Here is a 19,347-nt window from a genome sequence, read left to right as displayed (position 1 = left end):
GTCCAAAGTTTAAATTAGTTATTCAACACCATCGCATCATCTTCTGAGTTTTCAGTGATACTCTGCACAAACGTATGTGCTGACACCGTATTTTCTCCAAAGACAAAAGGAATGATATGTTCAGGGAAATGCATGCTCAGCATAAAGCCATAAATATCAGCTAAATGTTGGGTATGCCCTAATGACGATTTCACATAAATATAGTGATGCGGTTCTACAGGCGTTTGAAGAAAGTGTTGCTGCAATTTCTTCGAAACTTTTATATCGGTCTGATCTGACAAAATCAGTACATAAGGCTCATCACCTTGATGCTGAGGTAAATCATTAAATTCAAAATTATTAAAAAGCTTCGCTGTATCTTGTTGACCCACTACCACTTTCAGTGCTTTAGTCGGTTCTAATTCTTGAATTTTAACTAAAGGATCTGCGAGCAAACAGCTTGCTGCAAATTCAGCAGGAATATAATCTTTAATCATCCAAGATTTTTCATCAATTAGATCTTGATCAATTTCCGAATCGGCCACGACCAAAAAGAACATCTCATGCTCTCTTTTATGAATACCCTTTAATAAATGCATTAACTCTTGGTAAGCCAGTTGCTCTCCAAAAAAATGATATTCAATATGGATTTTTTGAGCAGGAATACCAATTTCAGTAAAAAACTCTAAAATTAATTCATTACTGTGGTCATCATTCCAGATATGTAATAAATCCTGCGAAAGAAGGATGTGTAGATTTAAGCGATTTAAGCGATAAACTTCTACGATCGGCATTTCTACATCGTCATATTCAGACTCAGGATTTACCCATGCCGGATGCATATGATATTCAAGGGCTTGCTGCGACTCATAAAATAAAGTTGAACGCTTTAAATGCTCAGCTAGAAGATATAAATTTTCTATATTTTGTTCGAGTTGCTGTCTTATTAATGACATCATACGAACTTGTCGTGGCGATGAGTAATCACTTTCCTCAAGATTCTCTTCATCCAAATCTTTAATACGGTAAGATAAAAGAGGTAATCCGTAAGAATTTAATAGTTGATCATCCAGCTCTGGACTTTTAAAGTTTTGTAGCTGCTCAATAATGCTTTCATTCTCACCAAAAGCATGTAAAGCAAAACCAGAATAAATATTGAAATTTAGCTGTTCTAATGGTTGATCAGTTACCGCTGTTTGTTTTGAGTTAACGTCATCTTTATCTTGATTTATAGCTTGCTCTTTTTTGTCTTTATACGTTGTATAAGCGCTATAAATTAACCACGGTGATAAAATCACCAATGTAATTATTGCTGGTAAAACTAAGAAATAAAGGAAAAAATCTCCTTTATCGGGATTATATTGAACATCACGCCAGTAGAAAATAATAATTCCACTAACTACTGAAAAAATAGCAATGAATGAGAGTAATATTTTTTTAATCATATTGTCTCTCCAATAAGGCTATAGCAGGTTTCATGACTATGTACTTTGGGCTGTCGTGATATGAGAAAAGAACCCTGGCCTAACCCACTCTGATTCTTATGAGTGAGACAAATAGGTTGTATTTCTGATTCATCCAAGATAAGCCGTAAATCTATTGATAAAGTTGGACTACACCACGTTTCTACAAGTTTTTTAAGCTTTAAGCTTAACTCTTGATTTGGTAAGAAACTGAGATATTGCTGACGTTTTAATGGTCCAATTTGAATTTCAATTTTTCCATCAATTTGCTGAATGGTTTCCCCACAAAAAGTATTAACACCAAGTAGACTCGGCTGACTTCCACCTAAAGTTGTTAACTGATCACTCGCTAACTTAAAGGATTCTTGTACAAATTCTTCAATCGTAATTTCATGTTTAAAAATACATGACAGCATCGTTTTTAATGCATGAACTGTATTATTTTGCCCCTGCATCAATCCTGAGAATTCTGCAAAATATTCATCAAGATCAGCTTGTTGATGCTGCGAACGCACATAACCATTCAAAGCATGCAGAATATCTAAATAGTCATTTTTATGTTCTATCTCATATCTAATCGGCAGATTATAAGTAATACTAGAATCTACATATTGAGCGGTAAGCTTATGATTAAATAAACTTAGAAACTCTTTAGTTTCAGCTCGTTGCTGACGCGGAGCTTGCTTAATCTTATTCGTATACGTATAAGGTAAAGCACCTTGTATGCCCGTAAGACCAACAATTAAATTCGTGATATAGATCCGCTCGTCCGTTAATTCTAAATTTTCAATCTCTGTAGCAGGAAAATTTAAATTAAAGGATGTTTCAAACTTAAAATGATCACTCCAAGATGAACTAACTGTACGACTTGAATCGTGCCTTAATAGCCGTGTTGCTTGGATAAACTCAAAAGACTTTGGCTTTGTAAAGAGCTCAGCTGTTACAGAAGAGTCTTGCCACCAACGTTCTGACTGCATTGGTATAACTCCTGCTGAGATGAATAATCCTTAACAACCAAATCAACAAAACTATTAATTTGAACCTTTAAATTAAAAACACGACTTAATAACTGACTAAAAATGTATAGGCTATGGCCTCTAAATACGGATGAATCAATTTGTAACTCTGCCTTTACTCCTCTTAAAAACATTGGAAATGGCTTTCCATCTACAAGTTTGTGAGTAAGTGAAAATTCCAGATGTTTGATTGATTCAATAATTAGATAATTTTCTTTTGATAAAGGTAAGTTATATAAAGCAAGTAACTCTTTAATATGAGATACCGCATCACCTTTCATTAAAGCTAAACTATTTAATGAAAGGTGTGAAATAACACGCCACTGCTCACTCTGGCTTTGACCAAATTGATAAGGTTTTGTAGGTCTTTTTAAAACAATAGCGCGGCGAGCCAGACTACTATCATTAAGGTTTAATATATTATTAGATTGCCCTAATGCTTCATGCGGTAAGTCACGATTTGAGCATAATAGTTTTGTGCTAATAAAATCCGAACGTGTTGACGAAGGATTTAAATTTTTAGAAATAATTGAATAACCCATTTCGACAAAATTGGGCTGCAGCTTTTGATAATTCACTGAATAGAAAAAACGTGCTGTGTCAGCATGATAATGACTCATGGCAAAAAAAGGCAGCACCGGAACATAGCTTTCTTCTTGACTCGTTTTTTCACGAACCATATTCATTTCAGTAATTGAATACACCTGATAAAACTCAGGATGATGAGCATCTGTAATCAGCGGATATTCTAATTGCTTATGTACAATTTTTTGTGGTTCAGCGTATTTTTCAAATAAATTAATAACTGGTGTAGTAAACAATTTAAAATTAGCGACATTTAATTCAGAATAATTTCGCACTACAGCTTGATCATTTAAATTTAATTTAAAATGTATAAGCAGTTCAAAATTATTATCTTCTAGAGATAAGCGCTTTAAAAAACCTAAATCGAGTTTTAGATAATTAAATTTTTCAGGAAAACAAAAATACTCCATCAGCAAACGATAAGCATGATGGGTATGCTGATCGAGTGGCAATAGACTTTCTTGCTCAGAAAAACCTGTTAACTCAAATGGATTTCTATCCAGTTCAACAATTTTCTGTCCTATTTTAATGGCAAAAGTTGTTCCCTTTTTAAAAATACTGTCTAGTACTTGAAGTGGAAAATTAGAAATTGCATCTAAATAAATAGGTAGTTTTTCATTTATTAAACATACATGAGCATGATTAAAAATTTCAAACTTAAAAGTTAAAGTCGCATTTTGGCTTAAATGCATGTGTGCACTAGGTGTGCTTTTAAACTCTAGCGTTTGTAAATTTATAGGGAGTAATTTGACTTCTTGCGTAGTATTAAACTCACACTGAACCCCTTTAAAGCTACGTGACTTCAAAACTGTGTGAGCAGGAACAATATGCGCTTCTGTGAGCTGTTTTATTTTATTTATATCTTCAAAACTTATTACTGAACAAGCCGGAAAGTGACGTAAGTATTGAGGGAACATCACCTCAAATAAAGAACGGGTAAATACGTCATAACTATCAGCAAGCTTCTTATCAATACGAGCAGAAATTAATGAAAATGCTTGTATAAGACGTTCGATATGCGGGTCATCAATCTGCTCTTGATTTAAAGATAAACGCTGAGCAATTTTCGGATATTTTTGAGCAAATTCACGAGATTGCTGACCAAATTCCTGTAGTTGTTTTTCGTAAAAAGGTAAAAGCTCTTCTATCACAACACACCCACTATGCCTAGGTTCTCGCTGAAATTACATATTGCTGCGTTGTCGGTTTTAACAATGCATCAAAAACGACAGGTTCATACAGTGGATGAATATTTAGATACGCCTGAATGCTTAAACACAATGCCCCCATATTGTGCCCATCCAACAACATCTCTACCCGTATTTGTCTTAACCGAGGTTCATGAGCTGCAATTGACTGTTCAATAGATTGGCAAATCTTGTCACGATCTAGCGGATTGGCTGTAGATAGCCCCACAAAATCAATAATACCGAACTGAAGTATAGATTTTTTAACTAGCGGGTAATCATCAACTACATGATCCAATTTAGCGACTCGACTGTTAAGTAAGTCTTCTAAATCTTTTGCTACCGATTCTCTTAATTGCTGAATAGAAAGACCTTTTGCATAATCTTCACTTTCAGGAATTAAGCGGTCAAACAAAGTTGAACGAAATCCATATGGATAAAGCCGATCTAAATTCATTCGAGTTCACAACAAGCATGCTTAAAGACAGCAGAGGCTAACTTTAAGTCAGCCTCCACCAAATATTCACTTAAACAATTACGCTGCGTAAGAAGCAGTATTGTTAGAAAGTGACCATTTCTTAGTAACAGCACCTTTAGCAGTACCGTTAATATCTTGTTGATTGTAAGTCCATTCAACAGCTGCGTATTTCAAACCAAACGCTTCTGTTGGAACACCTTCTTCATTAACTGTTGGAGTTACACTAGAAACTAGAACATGCTTCAATTTGATTTGTAAGTACTTGATGCGCTTATCACCATTTGCACGGTAGAAGTCGATTTGCACTTCATCAAATGTATAACCAGCTGAACATGCTTCCCATAATTTCGGGCTAGTTGCATCTAGATCTTTAACAAAAACCATATCTGAATGTTCAACACGTTCAGCAGTATGACCACCAACACTACTTGAAGTAGCAGATTTAGGTTGACGAATGTTATGAGACCAAGAGTTAACTTCTAACCAGCCTTTGTGCTCAGAGTCACGAGACTCTCCATCAACTTTGTATTTACCGCGAAACTCAACGTATATATCTTTCATTTAGAACTTTCCTATTTGTAATTTAAAGTTATTCTTTCGCTGACCTTTATTAATTTGAGGACTGAGGTAACTCAGTGACAAGTCGTAAAGAAACTGACAACTCGTCCAGCTGGAAGTGTGGTCGCAAGAAAACCACAGATTTGTAGTGACCTGGTTGAGCAGGATCTTCTACAACTTTTACAGACGCTTCACGTAGAGGGTACTGAGCTTTTGCTTCTTGAGAAGCGCCATCGTCAAGTAATACATACTGTGACAACCACTCATTTAAGAATGCTTCAACATTTCCAGCAGAAGCAAAGCTACCCACTTTATCTCTCATCATTGCTTTTAAATAATGAGCAATGCGTGAAACGGCCATGATGTACTGAATTTGACTCGATAAAGCAGAGTTAGCATTTGCTGTATCATTGTCATATTTTTTAGGTTTTTGAGTTGATTGCGCGCCAAAGAAAGCAGCGTAATCAGTATTTTTACAATGCACTAAAGGAATAAAGCCTAAATCGCTTAATTCTTTTTCACGGCGATCAGTGATTGCAATTTCGGTTGGGCATTTAAATACCACTTCACCATCTTGTGTTTTAAAAGTGTGTACAGGCAAGCCTTCAACTAAACCACCACCCTCAACACCACGAATTGCAGCACACCAACCATGCATATCAAATGCATTTGTTAAACGAGTACCGAAAGCATAAGCAGCGTTCATCCACAAATATTCATTGTGATTTGCGCCCGAAACATCTTCAGCAAAGTTGAAGCCTTCAGTAGCTGTTCCTTCCTTTGGATGATAAGGAAGACGACCAAGCACATGTGGCAATGTTAAAGCAACATAACGAGCATCTTCACTGTCACGAAATGAACGCCATTGAACATATTCAGCTGTTTCAAAGATTTTTGAAACATCTCTAGGACGGTCAATATCTGTAAATGACTCTAGACCAAGAATGCTTGGGCTAGCGGCCGAAATAAATGGCGCATGAGCTGCTGCAGCAACATGAGAGATTTGCTCAAGCAAATACATATCAGAAGGCGTACGGTCAAATTCAAAATCACCAATAAGCGCTGAATATGGTGCACCACCAAAAGATCCGTATTCTTCCTCATAGATTTTTTTAAACAAAGTGCTTTGATCGAAGTCTGTAGCGCCTTGGAAATCTTTTACCAACTCTTTCTTAGTCGTATTTAACATACGAATTTTAATAAGAGGGTTAGATGGTGTCTCTTGACAGAAATAATAGAGACCACGCCAAGTTGACTCAATTTTTTGGAATTGTTCATTGTGCATGATCTGACTTAATTGACTTGAAATCAGCGCATCAATTTCTGCAATACGCTTATCAATTGATAAAGTCATATTTTCAGAAACTGTAATTGTGCCTGCCATTACTTCTTTAGCAAGCTCACCGATTAAGCTTTTTGCACGCGAATGTTCTTCTTCATTTCGGGCAATACGGCTTTCTTCAACAATCGAGTCTAAAAGTGTAACTTGTTCATTTTCAACAAGTGGCATTGCTGCAGATTGAGTATTATTCATGATCAGCCTCCGCACTTAATTTACGAATCTGATCTGTATTTTTAAGAACTTCATCAAGTAAATCTTCTAAACGTTCACTGTTAGAAATTTTGTTTCTTAAGTCAGTTAAACGTTCACGTGCTTCCACAAGTTTCTTTAATGGATCAACCTGTTGAACCACATTTTCCGGACGAAAATCTTCCATTGACTTAAATGTTAAATCAACAGCGATCTTACCGCCCTCTTCTGTCAACGTATTATCTACTTGGAAAGCAGCTCTTGGAGACAATGACTCCATAACTTCATCAATATTATCTAAATCAACATTAATGAATTTTTTATCTTTTAATTTTGTACGCTCAAGCTCAGATGCAGCCGAAAAATCACCCATCACACCTACAACGAATGGTAGCTCTTTTGCTTCTTTTGCATCACCAATTTCGACATCATATGTAAGTTGAACACGTGGAGGTCGAATTCGCTGAAGCTTCTTTTGTACGCTCTCTCTCTTAGCCATAAGATTCTATTCCGGATTATTTAATTAAAGGGTCAAAAGGCGAACTTTTTGATTTATTCACAGTAGCTGCAGGTGCAGTTTTAGGTTTTACGGTAGCCGTCTTAGTTGGGCTTGATACTCGTTTGTTTGACGATTTAGAAGTACTCGCTTTATTACGCGTTACATACTGTTTTTTATAACTTCTTTTTTCTTTATCATCTGAGCTACTTTCTGAACTCGCTTTAAAGCTCGATGGAGCCGGAGCAGGCATAGCAGTATGAATATTTTCAATTAACTGCTTTGCAGGAGGATAAGTCACATCATTGCTTAAATATCTCAGTTCCTGAGTACGCATTTGCTGTAAAGAGTTATTTGCAATGCTCACACCAGATAAAAACAAGACATCTGTTATTAAGGAACCGCGTATATTTTGACTTTGCAATTGATTTGCTAAATTCAATGCTTTAACTGGTTGATTGGTTTCATAAAACCGCATAGCAGCTTTAGCTAATAAATCATTTTTTTGAGTTGTATTATCGCTATCACAAACTTGTTTAAAAATATTCAATAGCTCAGGATCATTTTGACCGTCTGCTAGAGGGTTCTTCTTAATACAACTTTTTTTAAGTTTTACAGGCTCTAGTTCTGCTGCTTGAGCATATGATAGACCGATAATGTTTCCAGTCAAAAAAAGTATCAAAATACTTCGTTTCAACACAACTTTCATTCCTCTGTTTTCTTATTTATTCAAGGTTTTACCGAAAAGTTAATATTCTTAAAACATTAAAAAATCAGTCTAAAAACCTTATATTCAAAAAATTTAGACGCAGTTTATCATATAAACAAACATATTTTATATAAAAATCATATCAACTTAAACCAAAAGCAAATAGTTAAGATGCTTATAAAATATAGCTTAATAAAGTTATTCTTATAAAAATATAATATTGTTATTTTTTGTAATTAAAAATAAGTTACTGTTTTTTATAGATTAAATAAAAATTAAAACCAAACTGAAAATTATCATAAATATCACTTAGTTAAGATTTATGAAACATTTTCTTAAAAAGATTTTATTTAATAAAAAAGATAAATAGATTAAATGATTGTAAAAGATACATTTCAAATTTATGAAAGTGAAAACTCAAAAATTAATAAAAATAAAATTGTCAAGACTAATCGGTCTATTTAGTATATTTTTCATTTCACTTTGTGAGAGCAAGTAGAACCAATAAAGCCCATAGATTTGTGAATAACTATCTTTCCTTTAGGGTCAAGCTCTTGCATAGCTCAAAACCATATTCGATATCAAGAAAATTAAACTATTTGACTTTATATTTTTAAAGGATATTGCGATTCTTAAGTTTGGAAAGGCTCTTCTATTCAAAAGAGCCTTTTATTTAAGTATAAATTTAGATTTTAGACTTCCAATAATTAGCTTTCTCAGGATTATATCTTGAACTACTATCATCCGAATAAATATTAAATAACAACTCTATTCCAGCCTTATTTCCATTGCGTACAGCCATTTCTGCATATCGTATTGACTCATCTAAATTTTGTTTCATACCTGCACCATTATAATATTTAAGAGCAGTATTATATTGCGCTAACGCATGTCCATGATCAGCCGCACGCTTAAACCAAACAAGTGCTTTAAGTGGATCTTGCTCTACCCCCTCACCTCGCTCATAAGCCAAACCTACATTATTTTGTGACTCAAGATCTCCCTGTTCAGCAGCTTTTAATATCCATTTAAAAGATGCTTTGATATCCTTTTTAACGCCATCCCCACCATATAATTGAGCAGCAACTACTGTCTGGGATTGTATGAGTCCTAACTCAGCAGATCGAATAAAATATGTAAACGCTTTTGCTCTATCCTGTTTTACATTTAAACCTTTGTAATATGCCAGCCCAACATTGTGAATTGCGGAAGGGTTTCCTTTTTTAGCTCCTTCTTGAAACCACATTAAAGCTTTTTGATCATCCTTTTTTACAACTTGATTGCCATTTCGATAAATCAGTCCTAATTGAAGCATGGCATTTGAGGAGCCTAATTGTGCAGATTTCTCAAATAGTTCTAATGCTTTCTTTTGATCAAATTTTTCACCTTCGCCTGTGGCATACATAGATGCCAATACAAAAATAGCCTCAGCATCATTTGCTTTTGCAGCCTTTTCTAGTTCATGTTTAGACTTATATTCAGACACATCTTTATAATCTTTAGTCAAACCTCCGTGAGTGTATTCTTCTTTCTGTTGACTGCATGCAGACGTAACTAATATTAGGGTAATGACAAATAATCTAAGCCTCATTAAATAACCTTTTACTTCAAAAATTTTTCTTATCAAAATAATCTGCTGGATAAGGGTCTTTACCTTTTAAGTTTTTTCTATAATCCATAACACTGATGTTGATTCCATCATTAATTAAATAATCATTATAAAAATCCTGCTCTTTAGGATTTTCAAAACCTAATTTTTCAAATATTTGTTCAGATAAATTGCCAAAATTCTCATATGATTTTCGATAAGCAAAATAATTAATAAAAGCCATTTGCGCTATACAAAGAAACAACCCCATAAATAACCACTTTATTAAATCCCCAAAAGATTCCCAAGAATAATTAAAATCAAAAATATAAAAGAGTAAAAATATTATTGATATCCCTCCCCAACAAATAAGGGTGAAATAATAGGTCTGCATCACAATCGCTTTATAACCCATTTTCACTGAACGGCCCATCTCATAAATCATATATAATAAACCAGATTTTTGATCGACAATTGCATAAACTTGATGACGTCCATCCACAGGTTTTTCGCTAATTACAGCAATCAATTCTTCATTTTCTTCAAAACGTGCTGTGGTAAATTGCCCTATGACTGGATATCCATCTATTTCACCTATAAAAGTTATCCCATCTTTTGCTTTTCCAGCCATTAATAAAATAGGTGAGCTTGTGAGTAAGGAGCTACTTCCAGCAAGTACACCTGCAAAAGCAGTTCCAGCCGCAATTCCACCAATATTCTGATTTACGGGAATTTTAGACTTTGCTTTTTCTAAAGAATATATTGGACCTTTAACTAACTTAAGGTTTAATTTATGTTCCACTACTTATTCGCTTGTTGTATTCTTACTAAAATAATCTTCTGGGTATGGATCTAGACCTTTTAAATTTTTTCTATACTTCATTACACTAATCTGAACACCATCATCAGTTAAAAAATCATTATAGAAATCCTGTTCTTTTGGATATTCAAATCCTAGCTTTTCAAATATTTGCTCCGATAATGCTCCAAAATTTTCATACGATTTCCTATAACCAAAATAATTAACAAAACCAGAAATTGCTACAGTAACAAATAAAGTAATGCCAACAATCTCTAGAAAATATAAAATGGTATTCACAGAATAAGAAAAATTAAAAATAAAATAAAATAAAATAAAAATTAAGAGAAAACCCCATGACAACAATGTAAAATAATAAGTTTGCTTAAAAATGGCTTTATAACCCATTTTTACTGAACGCCCCATCTCATAAATCATATACAATAAGCCTGATTTAGGGTCGATAATTGCATAGACCTGATAACGTCCATCTACAGGTTTTTCGCTAATTACGGCAATCAACTCATCATTTTCTTCAAAACGTGCTGTCGTAAATTGTCCGATTACTGGATATCCCTCTACTTCACCAATAAAAGTTATACCATCCTTAGCCTTAGCGGCCATTACTAATATAGGTGCACTGGTCAACAACGAACTACTCTCAGCGAGCACACCAGCAAAAGCGGTCCCAGCCGCAATTCCACCAATATTCTGATTTACTGGAATTTTAGAATTTGCTTTTTCTAAAGAATGTATTGGACCTTTAACTAGCTTAAGGTTTAATTTAAGTTCCACTACTTATTCGCTTGTTGTATTCTTACTAAAATAATCTTCTGGGTATGGATCTGGGCCTTTTAAATTTTTTCGATACTCCATAACACTGACATGTACTCCATCTTTAATAATAAAATCGTTATAAAAATCTTGTTCATCTACATTTTTAAAACCTAAAATAGAAAAGATTTTCTCTGATAACTCAGCAGCTTGTTTAAAGCTTCTTCTAAAAACAAGATTCATAAATAAACTAAAGAAAATTAAAAGTACACAAAGAATTAAGAAAAATAATTTTAGATTTTCAATTAAATAAGAAAAATTGAAAATTTCTTTTCCAGAAAAAATATCAAATATAAAAAATAGTCCCGTAAAAATAATACTAGCACTTATAGACCAAATAAAAACTAGCTGCCAAATATTTTTATAAGAGTTTTTAAGTGACCTCCCCATTTCATATAACATATATAATAGACCCGTCCGAGGATCCAATATAGAATAAGCTAAATGCTGTTCCTGTTCTTTTTCATCACTAACTACAATAACAAGTGGATCATTTTCTTGAAACTGGACGGTAGTAAATTGCCCTATAACCTTATAACCACTCACTTCACAAGTAAAAGTTTTAGCATCAATTCCTCTTGCAGCCATCATCAGAATCGGTGCATTAGTCATCAATGCGCTACTACTTGCTAAAGTACTTAGCATTGCCAAACCAACAGCTTGCTTCTCTATATTTTTTAAAAGATGAATTTTAGAATCTTCAATTTGAAGATTCCTTACACGGCCTTCGATTTTTATCATTTCTTATCAAAATAATCCTCTGGATAAGGATCTTTTCCTTTTAAACTTCTACGGTAATACATCACACTACGTTTGAAAGTATGCCCATTTTCCTTAAAATGATCTGCAGTTCCAAAGAAATCTTGATTTTTAACATCTTCAAAGCCTAATATCGCAAAAACTTGTTCTGATAGTCGACAGGCCTGTTTCTGATCACGAGAAAAAAGGAAAGTACAAAGTACAAGTATGAAAGAAAAAAGAAATGGAGGGATAATAAAAAGTGTAAAATATTCAAAAAGACTATATCCCAAACCATTTTCGGAAATAAACCAAGTCACTAATACAATACAGTTAATGATAAATATAGAGAACAATCCCAAGACTATTGCTGTTTTAATAATACTAATATAGCCACATTTTAAAGAACGCCCCATCTCATTAATCATATGCAATAATCCAGTTTTGGGGTCTAGGGTTGCATAAACCAAATGTCGTCCCTGCTCTTTTTCTTCACTAATTACCCAAACCAGTTCATCGCCATTCTTAAATTGTACTGTTGTAAACTGGCCAATTACTCTATATTCGCCCACCTCACAAGTAAAAGATTTAGCAGCTTCTCCTCTTGCTGCCATCATCATAATAGGAGCATTGGTTGCCAAACTACTGCTTGCAGTTAAAGCTCCAACCACAGCTGTACCTGCTGCTTGTTTTTCGATGTTTCTAAATGGATGGATTCTGGAGTCTTCAACTTTTAAGTTTCGAACACAACTTTCAACCACTAGCATTTTACTCATCTTAAATACTCACCATAGCTTTACTAAATGCTTCTTCTTCATCTTCGAAAGATTCATATTTCCCCGCTTCAGTCCCAAATACTGACTTTTTACACCATTTTTGCAGTTCATTTTCTGTGTAGTAATAATTTCTCAAAATAATCTCAATTACAGTCAAAGCCAACCCAGCCCAATTTAGCCAAGCCACAGCACGAACCAGACCCAATCTTAATAATTTGTCCATTAGTACCATTGACTCAATTCTTCTAACAAGTGAAGTACCTTGTAGTGAAGGCAGCAATGTCAACATTCCAAAACCGACTGCAACGACCCCTATTGAAGCTAAGACTTTAACGCCTAATACAATTGCCAACCAGCCATTTTTGTCACCCATAAGTTCTTTACCAAATGCTGTAGTATCAGCAATTAAACTAAATGTTGCACCGCCAATAGCAAACCATGCACCAAAACGCTTAATTTTATTCGCTTTTTCTTCAAAACTTAATGCTGCAATTCCTCCACCAGCTACGTCTAAAACAGCTGCTGTAGATGCCAACAATCCAGCTGTTACTTTAAAGCCATTTTCCCAATTTTTATCCCCAGCGAAAAGACTAGCTTGCGTTCCCAAATTCATTAACTCGAATAAAGCAACAATCCCCGAAATTCTCAGCGCTACACTTGTCGAAGACTTACTTAAAATCTCTTTAATTTTTTGTGCTGCGGTATTCTGCCCTGCATTTTTCCAACGTTTTTGAATCTCGGTTGCATTCAGTTGAGCACCTGCATTCGTCATTTTTAAATCAATATTATAGAGCAAAGACCATTTAGGCACTTTGTCTGTTAATAACGAACTATGAGCATAGGCAATAAAAGAAACCCTTGAAAGTTTCTTTGCAATCAAAGGACTTGCATTATATTGTAGGCTCCATTTGGCTACACTACGTGTAATCTCTGAGATCCAAGGTAAAGCTTTGGCAGGGTTATACCATTTCAGATCATTAACTTTATTGTTTGGGTCCGCTAACCATTGCTCCCAAAGCTGGTCGGCACTGACAAATGCAGCAATTAAGCTTTTTAAACTGGATTGTGTCTGATCCCAAGTTAAAGAAGTAATCTCAGAGCTTTTTGCATTATACTGATCAATTAAATTTTTTTGGTTATAGGTGACTGCCCGCATATATAGATTATCGTCAGAAATTTTTTCAACCCCCAACCATTTTTCCATTAATGCTTGTCCCTCATCACATCCTGTCATTCCATCCATTACAGCTAAAGCATGTACATGAAACAATGCACCATATTCTTTTAAGATTGTTTGATCATAAACATAAAATGCATTCAGCAACTGCTTAGATTTAAGCCACTTGATATGATCACTTGCATAAGTTTGAGCAAGTTTAAGGCCCTCATTAGTTAGCTTTTTTACTTCTTTATCAAAAGCTTTTTTAGCATCCCAATTAATTTTTGTAGAATATTTAGTTTCCCATGCTAATTTAGCTTCAGCTTTAGATTGGGTTATGATTTTTTCTTTTAACTTTTGCTCGCCCTCTGCAAATTTTTTATTCCGTTGCTGGAGAAATTTATCTTTTTCAGCAGTAGGTGCACGATCCCAAATTTCTTGAACCTTACTTAAATATTCTCTCTGATCCATCGAACCAAATTTTGGCATTTTATCTTTGGCATATTCTAATTTTGCAGTCAGATCAGCAACTTGACTTCGAGCGCTTAATTGCTGATTAATTAACTTATTCTCAACAATCATTTTAATACTATCAACGAGCTGAGAAGATTGCAGTCGGTGCTCGTTGCTAATCTTTTCTTCATTTTTGGCAAGATATTTTGTTAATTTACCAAACTGACTATTACGGCTCTCGTTCAACTTTCTCGTAATACCAACTGGATCATACAATGCCATACAAGCAAGTGACTTTGGTTCATTTTTAAATTTATTCAGCGTTGCATCAATACGATTTTCGCCAAAACTCTTTATATTATAAACCGTGGTTTTAAACTGGCCTGCTGCAATACAATGCTCCTGTGTACTTCCAGCACTGATTAAAACTTTCTGCCATTTCCCTTCTGACACAAACTTCTCTGCATTTTTTTCATATTCAGATATTTTGGCCTTACTCATAGGCACATGCGTATGAATAATATATGCAATCTTCGCCTCATCTTTAGGGTTACTTTCTACAGCTATCACAGATGAATTAAAACTATGACCTGCTCCTTTACATGCGAACTCTGGAACACTTTTAGGTGCTTCTTTACCCACAGGAAAATAAGACAAATGTCCATTTGGAGTAACTTTATATCCAGCCCACTCCAAAGCTCCAGATGTTCTTTTTACTAAGCGATAGATATAACCAGTATCAATCATCTCAACTGCATATTTGAGATGGCTTAACTGAATATCTTTGACATTTTTACCCAAGGTTGCAGGTAAAGCAGGTGGATTATCTTTAACAACGGTGTATCGTAAAGGTAAAATATTGAAGCCTTTTTTACGACAAAAATTTGAACACTCTTTCTGGGCCTGCCCCGCACTACTATTTTGCATGTTTGCAGCAGTTGACTGTTTCGCTGATTTTGCAATTTCACTTTCTTCAATCTTCTTATTAATATTTTTAGCAACTGTTGGGTTGCGCATATCGCCCACTGCTTTGGTTTTTCCTATAACAGGAATTTGACTCTGCTTCTGTTTTTGCTGAGCAATAATCTCATTCAATAAATTATTTGATTTTGACTTACCCAATATCATTTTTTGATTTTCTGACATCTTTTTATCCATTTAATTCTTTAGCTATTTGTTCATATAAGTCTTTCGTTACATAATTCATAGCGTCCGTAAAAGACATTTTATTCATTACACAATGGTCGTAGAGCACATTGGTTACCATGGGATGCTCTATAAAATTTTTATGTATAATTTGGCTGTAAAGACCATATGTAACTAAATCTAAATGATTTTGAATACCAAAATCGTAGTAAGCCTCTTTAAGATTTTGATGGATTTCAACTGGATGAATTTTTATTAGATCAACTTGTTCAAATTCATTTAATTGTTGAAATACATTATTAGCAATTTCAATTAAATCCAATTCTATAGATTGCTCAAGGTTCACTTTTGTTAGATTCAAGATTGATCGCGACTCATCGTAAGACTTAAAGCTAAATAGACCTTTTGGATGCAAAAAATGCCATTCTTTAAAGCCATTTAATAAGCCACCTACATATTCTGTTTTAAAAATCTCATCCAAGTAGATCATGACTCTAGGATCATACCAACGGAAAAGAATTTTTTTATCTTGATCAGAAATCACTAATTTAGTTTTTATCTGATCTCGCAATTCCTCAAGTGAGCGTGTCTTCGCCACGCCATACCCATGAACAAAATAGCAATCATTCGTAATATTTTTGTTTCTCGATAGATTTTGTAATAAATCTTCTTTGACTTGCTCAAATACTTTTTTATCATCAATACAAATAAAAAAGAGGTTGGACTTTGCAATTTCTTTTTTATGCGCTAAAGGAATATATGCAATATTTTTGTTTGATAAATTATCTATTACACCGTTAAAAATAGAATCATTCAGTGTAGTATCTAATAAAAAAATGATCTTGCCATATTTATTCAGAATTTGGATGCACTGTTCTTCAACTTTAGAAACTATATCTTTTAAATCATTATTTTGAGTTGTATTAAAAATTGACAAACTCATGATAAATCCACCTTAGCCGAACCATTTTGAGCAGCTTGAGTTTGCTTAGCCGAACAGTCTGGTAAATCTAATGCAGGTGGATTTATTGATGAGCCCCCCATAAACAAATGCTGTCCTGCTTTCACCTCAAGCTTACCGCCCGTAACAGGGAAAATACCTGAACCATTCAGCTTAACTTGAGATCCGTTTGCTGTCAGATTAATCTCAGTTGGGCTAGTAATATAAACTGTGTCTTCGGTTGAAGTAATCTGTACGCCCTTTCGAGCAATCACATCCAAAGCATCACCTTGAGCCTGAATTTCTACTTTGCCTTGGCCAGCAAAAAAACGAGCACCCTCCTGAGCGGCAAATAGACTAATCTTTTGGCTCGCATGACTTAATATATTCTTTTGTGTACTGATATTAATGCTATCTCCAGCACTTTGAGTAAGCTGACCATTTGCAATGAGGTGTATATCTTCATTACTACTTACAGCAATACTTTTTGGAGATGCCAGCAGCATCACTGCTGATTGAAACTCAGCAGCTTTTTTAGGATCTTCTTGTTTGAGGACTTCTAAGAACGTCTGAATATTCTCAAGCATATCTAAGGGGTCAGTTTGCTGATTTTTAGCAACTTCGCTAAGTGCCTTGGCATTATTGAGGCCGCCTTCGATTTGCTGTTTGGCCTCATTTGCATCAAGGGGTACACCTTGGGCTTGGTCCTGTTTATGAGTGGTAACGAGTAAGCCACTTCCAGCTCTTACCGCACCCCACTGGTCTGTCCGTAGCTCAAAACCTTCACCACGACCATCACTTTCGGCTTTGTCTTTTGGATGGCTTAAGTTACCCAAGTTGAGTTGGCTGGCTGCATGGCTACTTTGTAGCTGGGCACTAATTTGGCCTGTGGTGTCATCAAAACGGAGTTGGTTAAAACCTTTGCCATCCACTTCTTCTGAGCGGATGCCGCTCAGTTTTTTAGTGTCAGGGAGCTGGCCTTTCTGATCGAACTGGGTTGGGTAACGTTCAGCCTCATGAATACGTCCCACCACAAATGGACGGTCAATGTTGCCATCAAAGAAGTCGATGACCACAATCTCGCCGACACGTGGCAAGAAGCGTGCACCATAACCCGCGCCTGCCCACGGGGTGAGTACATCTACCCAAGCAGAGTCGGTGTCGTTGTCGTTACTTCCTGCTCCACCGTCATGACTATGGTCATCAGTTCGGGTAAACAAGAAGCGAACTTTAATACGTCCCCACTGGTCGACATGAATGCTTTCACCTTCCAGCCCCACCACTCTAGCGCGCTGCGGGTGAGCTGCTGGTCGGTGCTCTAATGGGTTATACTCAGGAACAGTTTTAATATTTCTACGCGACAAGATGAGCTCACTACTCTGACGCTCAGTCTGGTCATTTGGCCCTGATTGATTGTTTTGCCATTGGCTTTGACTAAAAAGTTGATTGATTTGCTGTTGCAAATCCTTGGGCAAATTATTTTGCAGATAGAAGCTTTTCCCAATAATCAGAAATTCTTTGTCTGATCCGTTATGCGTATCTATTTCGGGATGTTCATTCAATTCAAACCAATAGCCAACTTGCACATCACGTACCGTAGTTTGTGCACGGAAATATTTTGATTGAGACTCATAATAATCAGATAGGTTATTGTTGAGTTTTTCAAGCTGCTGGTGGCCTGATGCAGTGGCTTGGTCTTCCCCATTTAAGTCTTGCATCCAAGCAGGACTGATATGCCATGCCTGTTCTAAACTTAAACTCGCATTATCCTGATTAGCACTATGAATATGCTTTGACTGAACACTACCCATGCCTTCTTCTTGACTTAAAGCATCAGCCTGCCAGCGTTGTACATGCACGGCTGTAGCTTGCAAGCTTCGAGTTGGCACAAGGCTCGTCATACTGTCTTGTTGTTCAACAGCACTACTGCGGTGATAACGAATATTTCTTCGGTCTAATGCTAAATATGATTCATTATTATCAATTAAACGTAATTTTTGCGGTTGAATCTCATCTAAGCTATCAGTGGCAAACAACTGCGCTTCATCAATTAACCAGTTAATGCCTTCACTACGCCAAAGTCGAGTTAAAAACTCATAATCCGTTTCGTTACTTTGCATGATAAAAGGTCGAACATCGTAGTCTTCGGTTAGACCTTTTAAATCCAAAGTTAAACCAGAAGCAAACAACGGGCTTTTGTTCTGCCATTCTGTAAATAGAATTTCAGTGATGTTCCGTACACTCTTATTCGTAAACACACGACTATTGCGGCGTTTATGCCATAGCGCAGTTGGATCTTGTAATCTCAGTTTATACAAAGTTAATGAACCATCACTCTGCCCCTGACTGGCTTCGGTAATAATTCCTGTAGTTCTAAATAATTGTCCTTGATCAGTTACTTGATCGACTGCAACCTGACAACCAATAAATTGTTTTAATGAAATATGGGCACTGGTAGAAAGACAAAATAAATCGGCAGTTAGTCCTTCATTTAGCTTATGCTGTCCTTCAATACTTTGTAAAAAGACTTGAGTATTCAACGATGGATTAGAAAACTGAACATGAAGCACGCGCTTTTGCGAGCTGATACCCAAATCTTCTAGAATTCTATGTATATGAGATAACATCTTTTTTATGAAAACTTTGTCAGGATTGGCATTATTTTATAAAATACAGAAACATCTGTCTATTTTGTAAAGAAAAACTTAACCATATGAATACAAGAGACGATGAAGATAATAAACGTAATAAAGATACAAAGTGAATTAAAAACTTACGCTATTAATTCAATTTTAAAATTGTTAATATTTTAGTATTCTAAGAAATTCATTTTTAATTTAAATTTATTAATAATATCCACAATTTTTTGACTTACTATATAGATATAAGGTTTATCCGTATCTCTAGCAATA

16 protein-coding genes are annotated in these 19,347 nt (G+C 35.2%); all 16 read right to left on the bottom strand.

The genetic code is table 11. The features are described from left to right. Positions 1 to 14: 14 nt before the first annotated feature. The 16 genes from RMA94_RS11125 to RMA94_RS11050 all read right to left on the bottom strand — a co-directional run bounded on the left by RMA94_RS11125 (position 15) and on the right by RMA94_RS11050 (position 19,062). Positions 15 to 1,424 carry a hypothetical protein gene (locus RMA94_RS11125; RefSeq protein WP_075382698.1) on the bottom strand — a complete coding sequence of 470 codons (1,410 nt, stop codon included), beginning with the start codon at positions 1,422 to 1,424 and terminating at the stop codon, positions 15 to 17. Further along, the gene (gene tssG / locus RMA94_RS11120) at positions 1,421 to 2,419 is read right to left on the bottom strand and encodes a type VI secretion system baseplate subunit TssG (protein WP_311082908.1); all 999 of its coding nucleotides are present in this window, start codon (positions 2,417 to 2,419) and stop codon (positions 1,421 to 1,423) included. The genes RMA94_RS11125 and tssG overlap by 4 nt, the downstream gene beginning before the upstream one ends. After that, on the bottom strand, positions 2,383 to 4,194 hold the full coding sequence (gene tssF, locus RMA94_RS11115) for a type VI secretion system baseplate subunit TssF (RefSeq protein ID WP_311082906.1): 1,812 nt from the start codon (positions 4,192 to 4,194) through the stop codon (positions 2,383 to 2,385). Before tssF ends, tssG begins: the two co-directional genes overlap by 37 nt. A 16-nt stretch (positions 4,195 to 4,210) precedes the next feature. After that, positions 4,211 to 4,687, bottom strand: coding sequence for a type VI secretion system baseplate subunit TssE (tssE, locus tag RMA94_RS11110; RefSeq protein WP_002048404.1), 477 nt, complete (start codon positions 4,685 to 4,687; stop codon positions 4,211 to 4,213). Positions 4,688 to 4,765: 78 nt separating this feature from the next. Further along, positions 4,766 to 5,269, bottom strand: a complete 504-nt coding sequence (locus RMA94_RS11105; protein ID WP_000653195.1) for a type VI secretion system tube protein Hcp — start codon at positions 5,267 to 5,269, stop codon at positions 4,766 to 4,768. 49 nt (positions 5,270 to 5,318) lie between these two features. Further along, entirely contained in the window at positions 5,319 to 6,800 is a 1,482-nt protein-coding gene (tssC, locus tag RMA94_RS11100; RefSeq protein WP_068526972.1) for a type VI secretion system contractile sheath large subunit, read from the bottom strand. Beyond that, positions 6,793 to 7,296: a type VI secretion system contractile sheath small subunit gene (gene tssB / locus RMA94_RS11095; protein WP_005041656.1), complete on the bottom strand. Its 504-nt coding sequence runs from the start codon at positions 7,294 to 7,296 to the stop codon at positions 6,793 to 6,795. Before tssB ends, tssC begins: the two co-directional genes overlap by 8 nt. 16 nt (positions 7,297 to 7,312) lie before the next feature. Then, positions 7,313 to 8,002 carry a hypothetical protein gene (locus RMA94_RS11090; RefSeq protein WP_075382696.1) on the bottom strand — a complete coding sequence of 230 codons (690 nt, stop codon included), beginning with the start codon at positions 8,000 to 8,002 and terminating at the stop codon, positions 7,313 to 7,315. Between the two features lie 685 nt (positions 8,003 to 8,687). Continuing rightward, complete coding sequence (locus RMA94_RS11085; protein WP_130172976.1) at positions 8,688 to 9,593, bottom strand: tetratricopeptide repeat protein; 906 nt, start codon at positions 9,591 to 9,593, stop codon at positions 8,688 to 8,690. A 16-nt stretch (positions 9,594 to 9,609) separates the two neighbouring features. Next, positions 9,610 to 10,392, bottom strand: a complete 783-nt coding sequence (locus RMA94_RS11080) for a putative type VI secretion system effector (RefSeq protein WP_311082904.1) — start codon at positions 10,390 to 10,392, stop codon at positions 9,610 to 9,612. Between the two features lie 3 nt (positions 10,393 to 10,395). Further along, positions 10,396 to 11,184: a putative type VI secretion system effector gene (locus RMA94_RS11075; RefSeq protein WP_075382693.1), complete on the bottom strand. Its 789-nt coding sequence runs from the start codon at positions 11,182 to 11,184 to the stop codon at positions 10,396 to 10,398. Positions 11,185 to 11,187: 3 nt separating this feature from the next. After that, positions 11,188 to 11,964, bottom strand: a complete 777-nt coding sequence (locus RMA94_RS11070; RefSeq protein WP_311082902.1) for a putative type VI secretion system effector — start codon at positions 11,962 to 11,964, stop codon at positions 11,188 to 11,190. Beyond that, positions 11,961 to 12,737, bottom strand: a complete 777-nt coding sequence (locus RMA94_RS11065; protein WP_404976529.1) for a putative type VI secretion system effector — start codon at positions 12,735 to 12,737, stop codon at positions 11,961 to 11,963. The genes RMA94_RS11070 and RMA94_RS11065 overlap by 4 nt, the downstream gene beginning before the upstream one ends. A gap of 1 nt (position 12,738) precedes the next feature. Further along, positions 12,739 to 15,495: a T6SS effector BTH_I2691 family protein gene (locus tag RMA94_RS11060; protein WP_311082900.1), complete on the bottom strand. Its 2,757-nt coding sequence runs from the start codon at positions 15,493 to 15,495 to the stop codon at positions 12,739 to 12,741. A gap of 4 nt (positions 15,496 to 15,499) precedes the next feature. Then, a complete protein-coding gene (locus RMA94_RS11055) occupies positions 15,500 to 16,438 on the bottom strand; it encodes a hypothetical protein (protein WP_311082898.1) in 939 nt (312 codons plus the stop codon). Next, a complete protein-coding gene (locus RMA94_RS11050) occupies positions 16,435 to 19,062 on the bottom strand; it encodes a type VI secretion system Vgr family protein (RefSeq protein WP_205666245.1) in 2,628 nt (875 codons plus the stop codon). Before RMA94_RS11050 ends, RMA94_RS11055 begins: the two co-directional genes overlap by 4 nt. Positions 19,063 to 19,347: the final 285 nt, after the last annotated feature.

The sequence above is a fragment of the Acinetobacter sp. V115_6 genome (assembly GCF_031799025.1).
GTDB classification, from domain to species: Bacteria; Pseudomonadota; Gammaproteobacteria; order Pseudomonadales; family Moraxellaceae; genus Acinetobacter; species Acinetobacter pittii.
The sequence above is the reverse complement of the archived record's forward strand: the minus strand, read 5'-3'. Positions and strand labels throughout refer to the sequence as shown.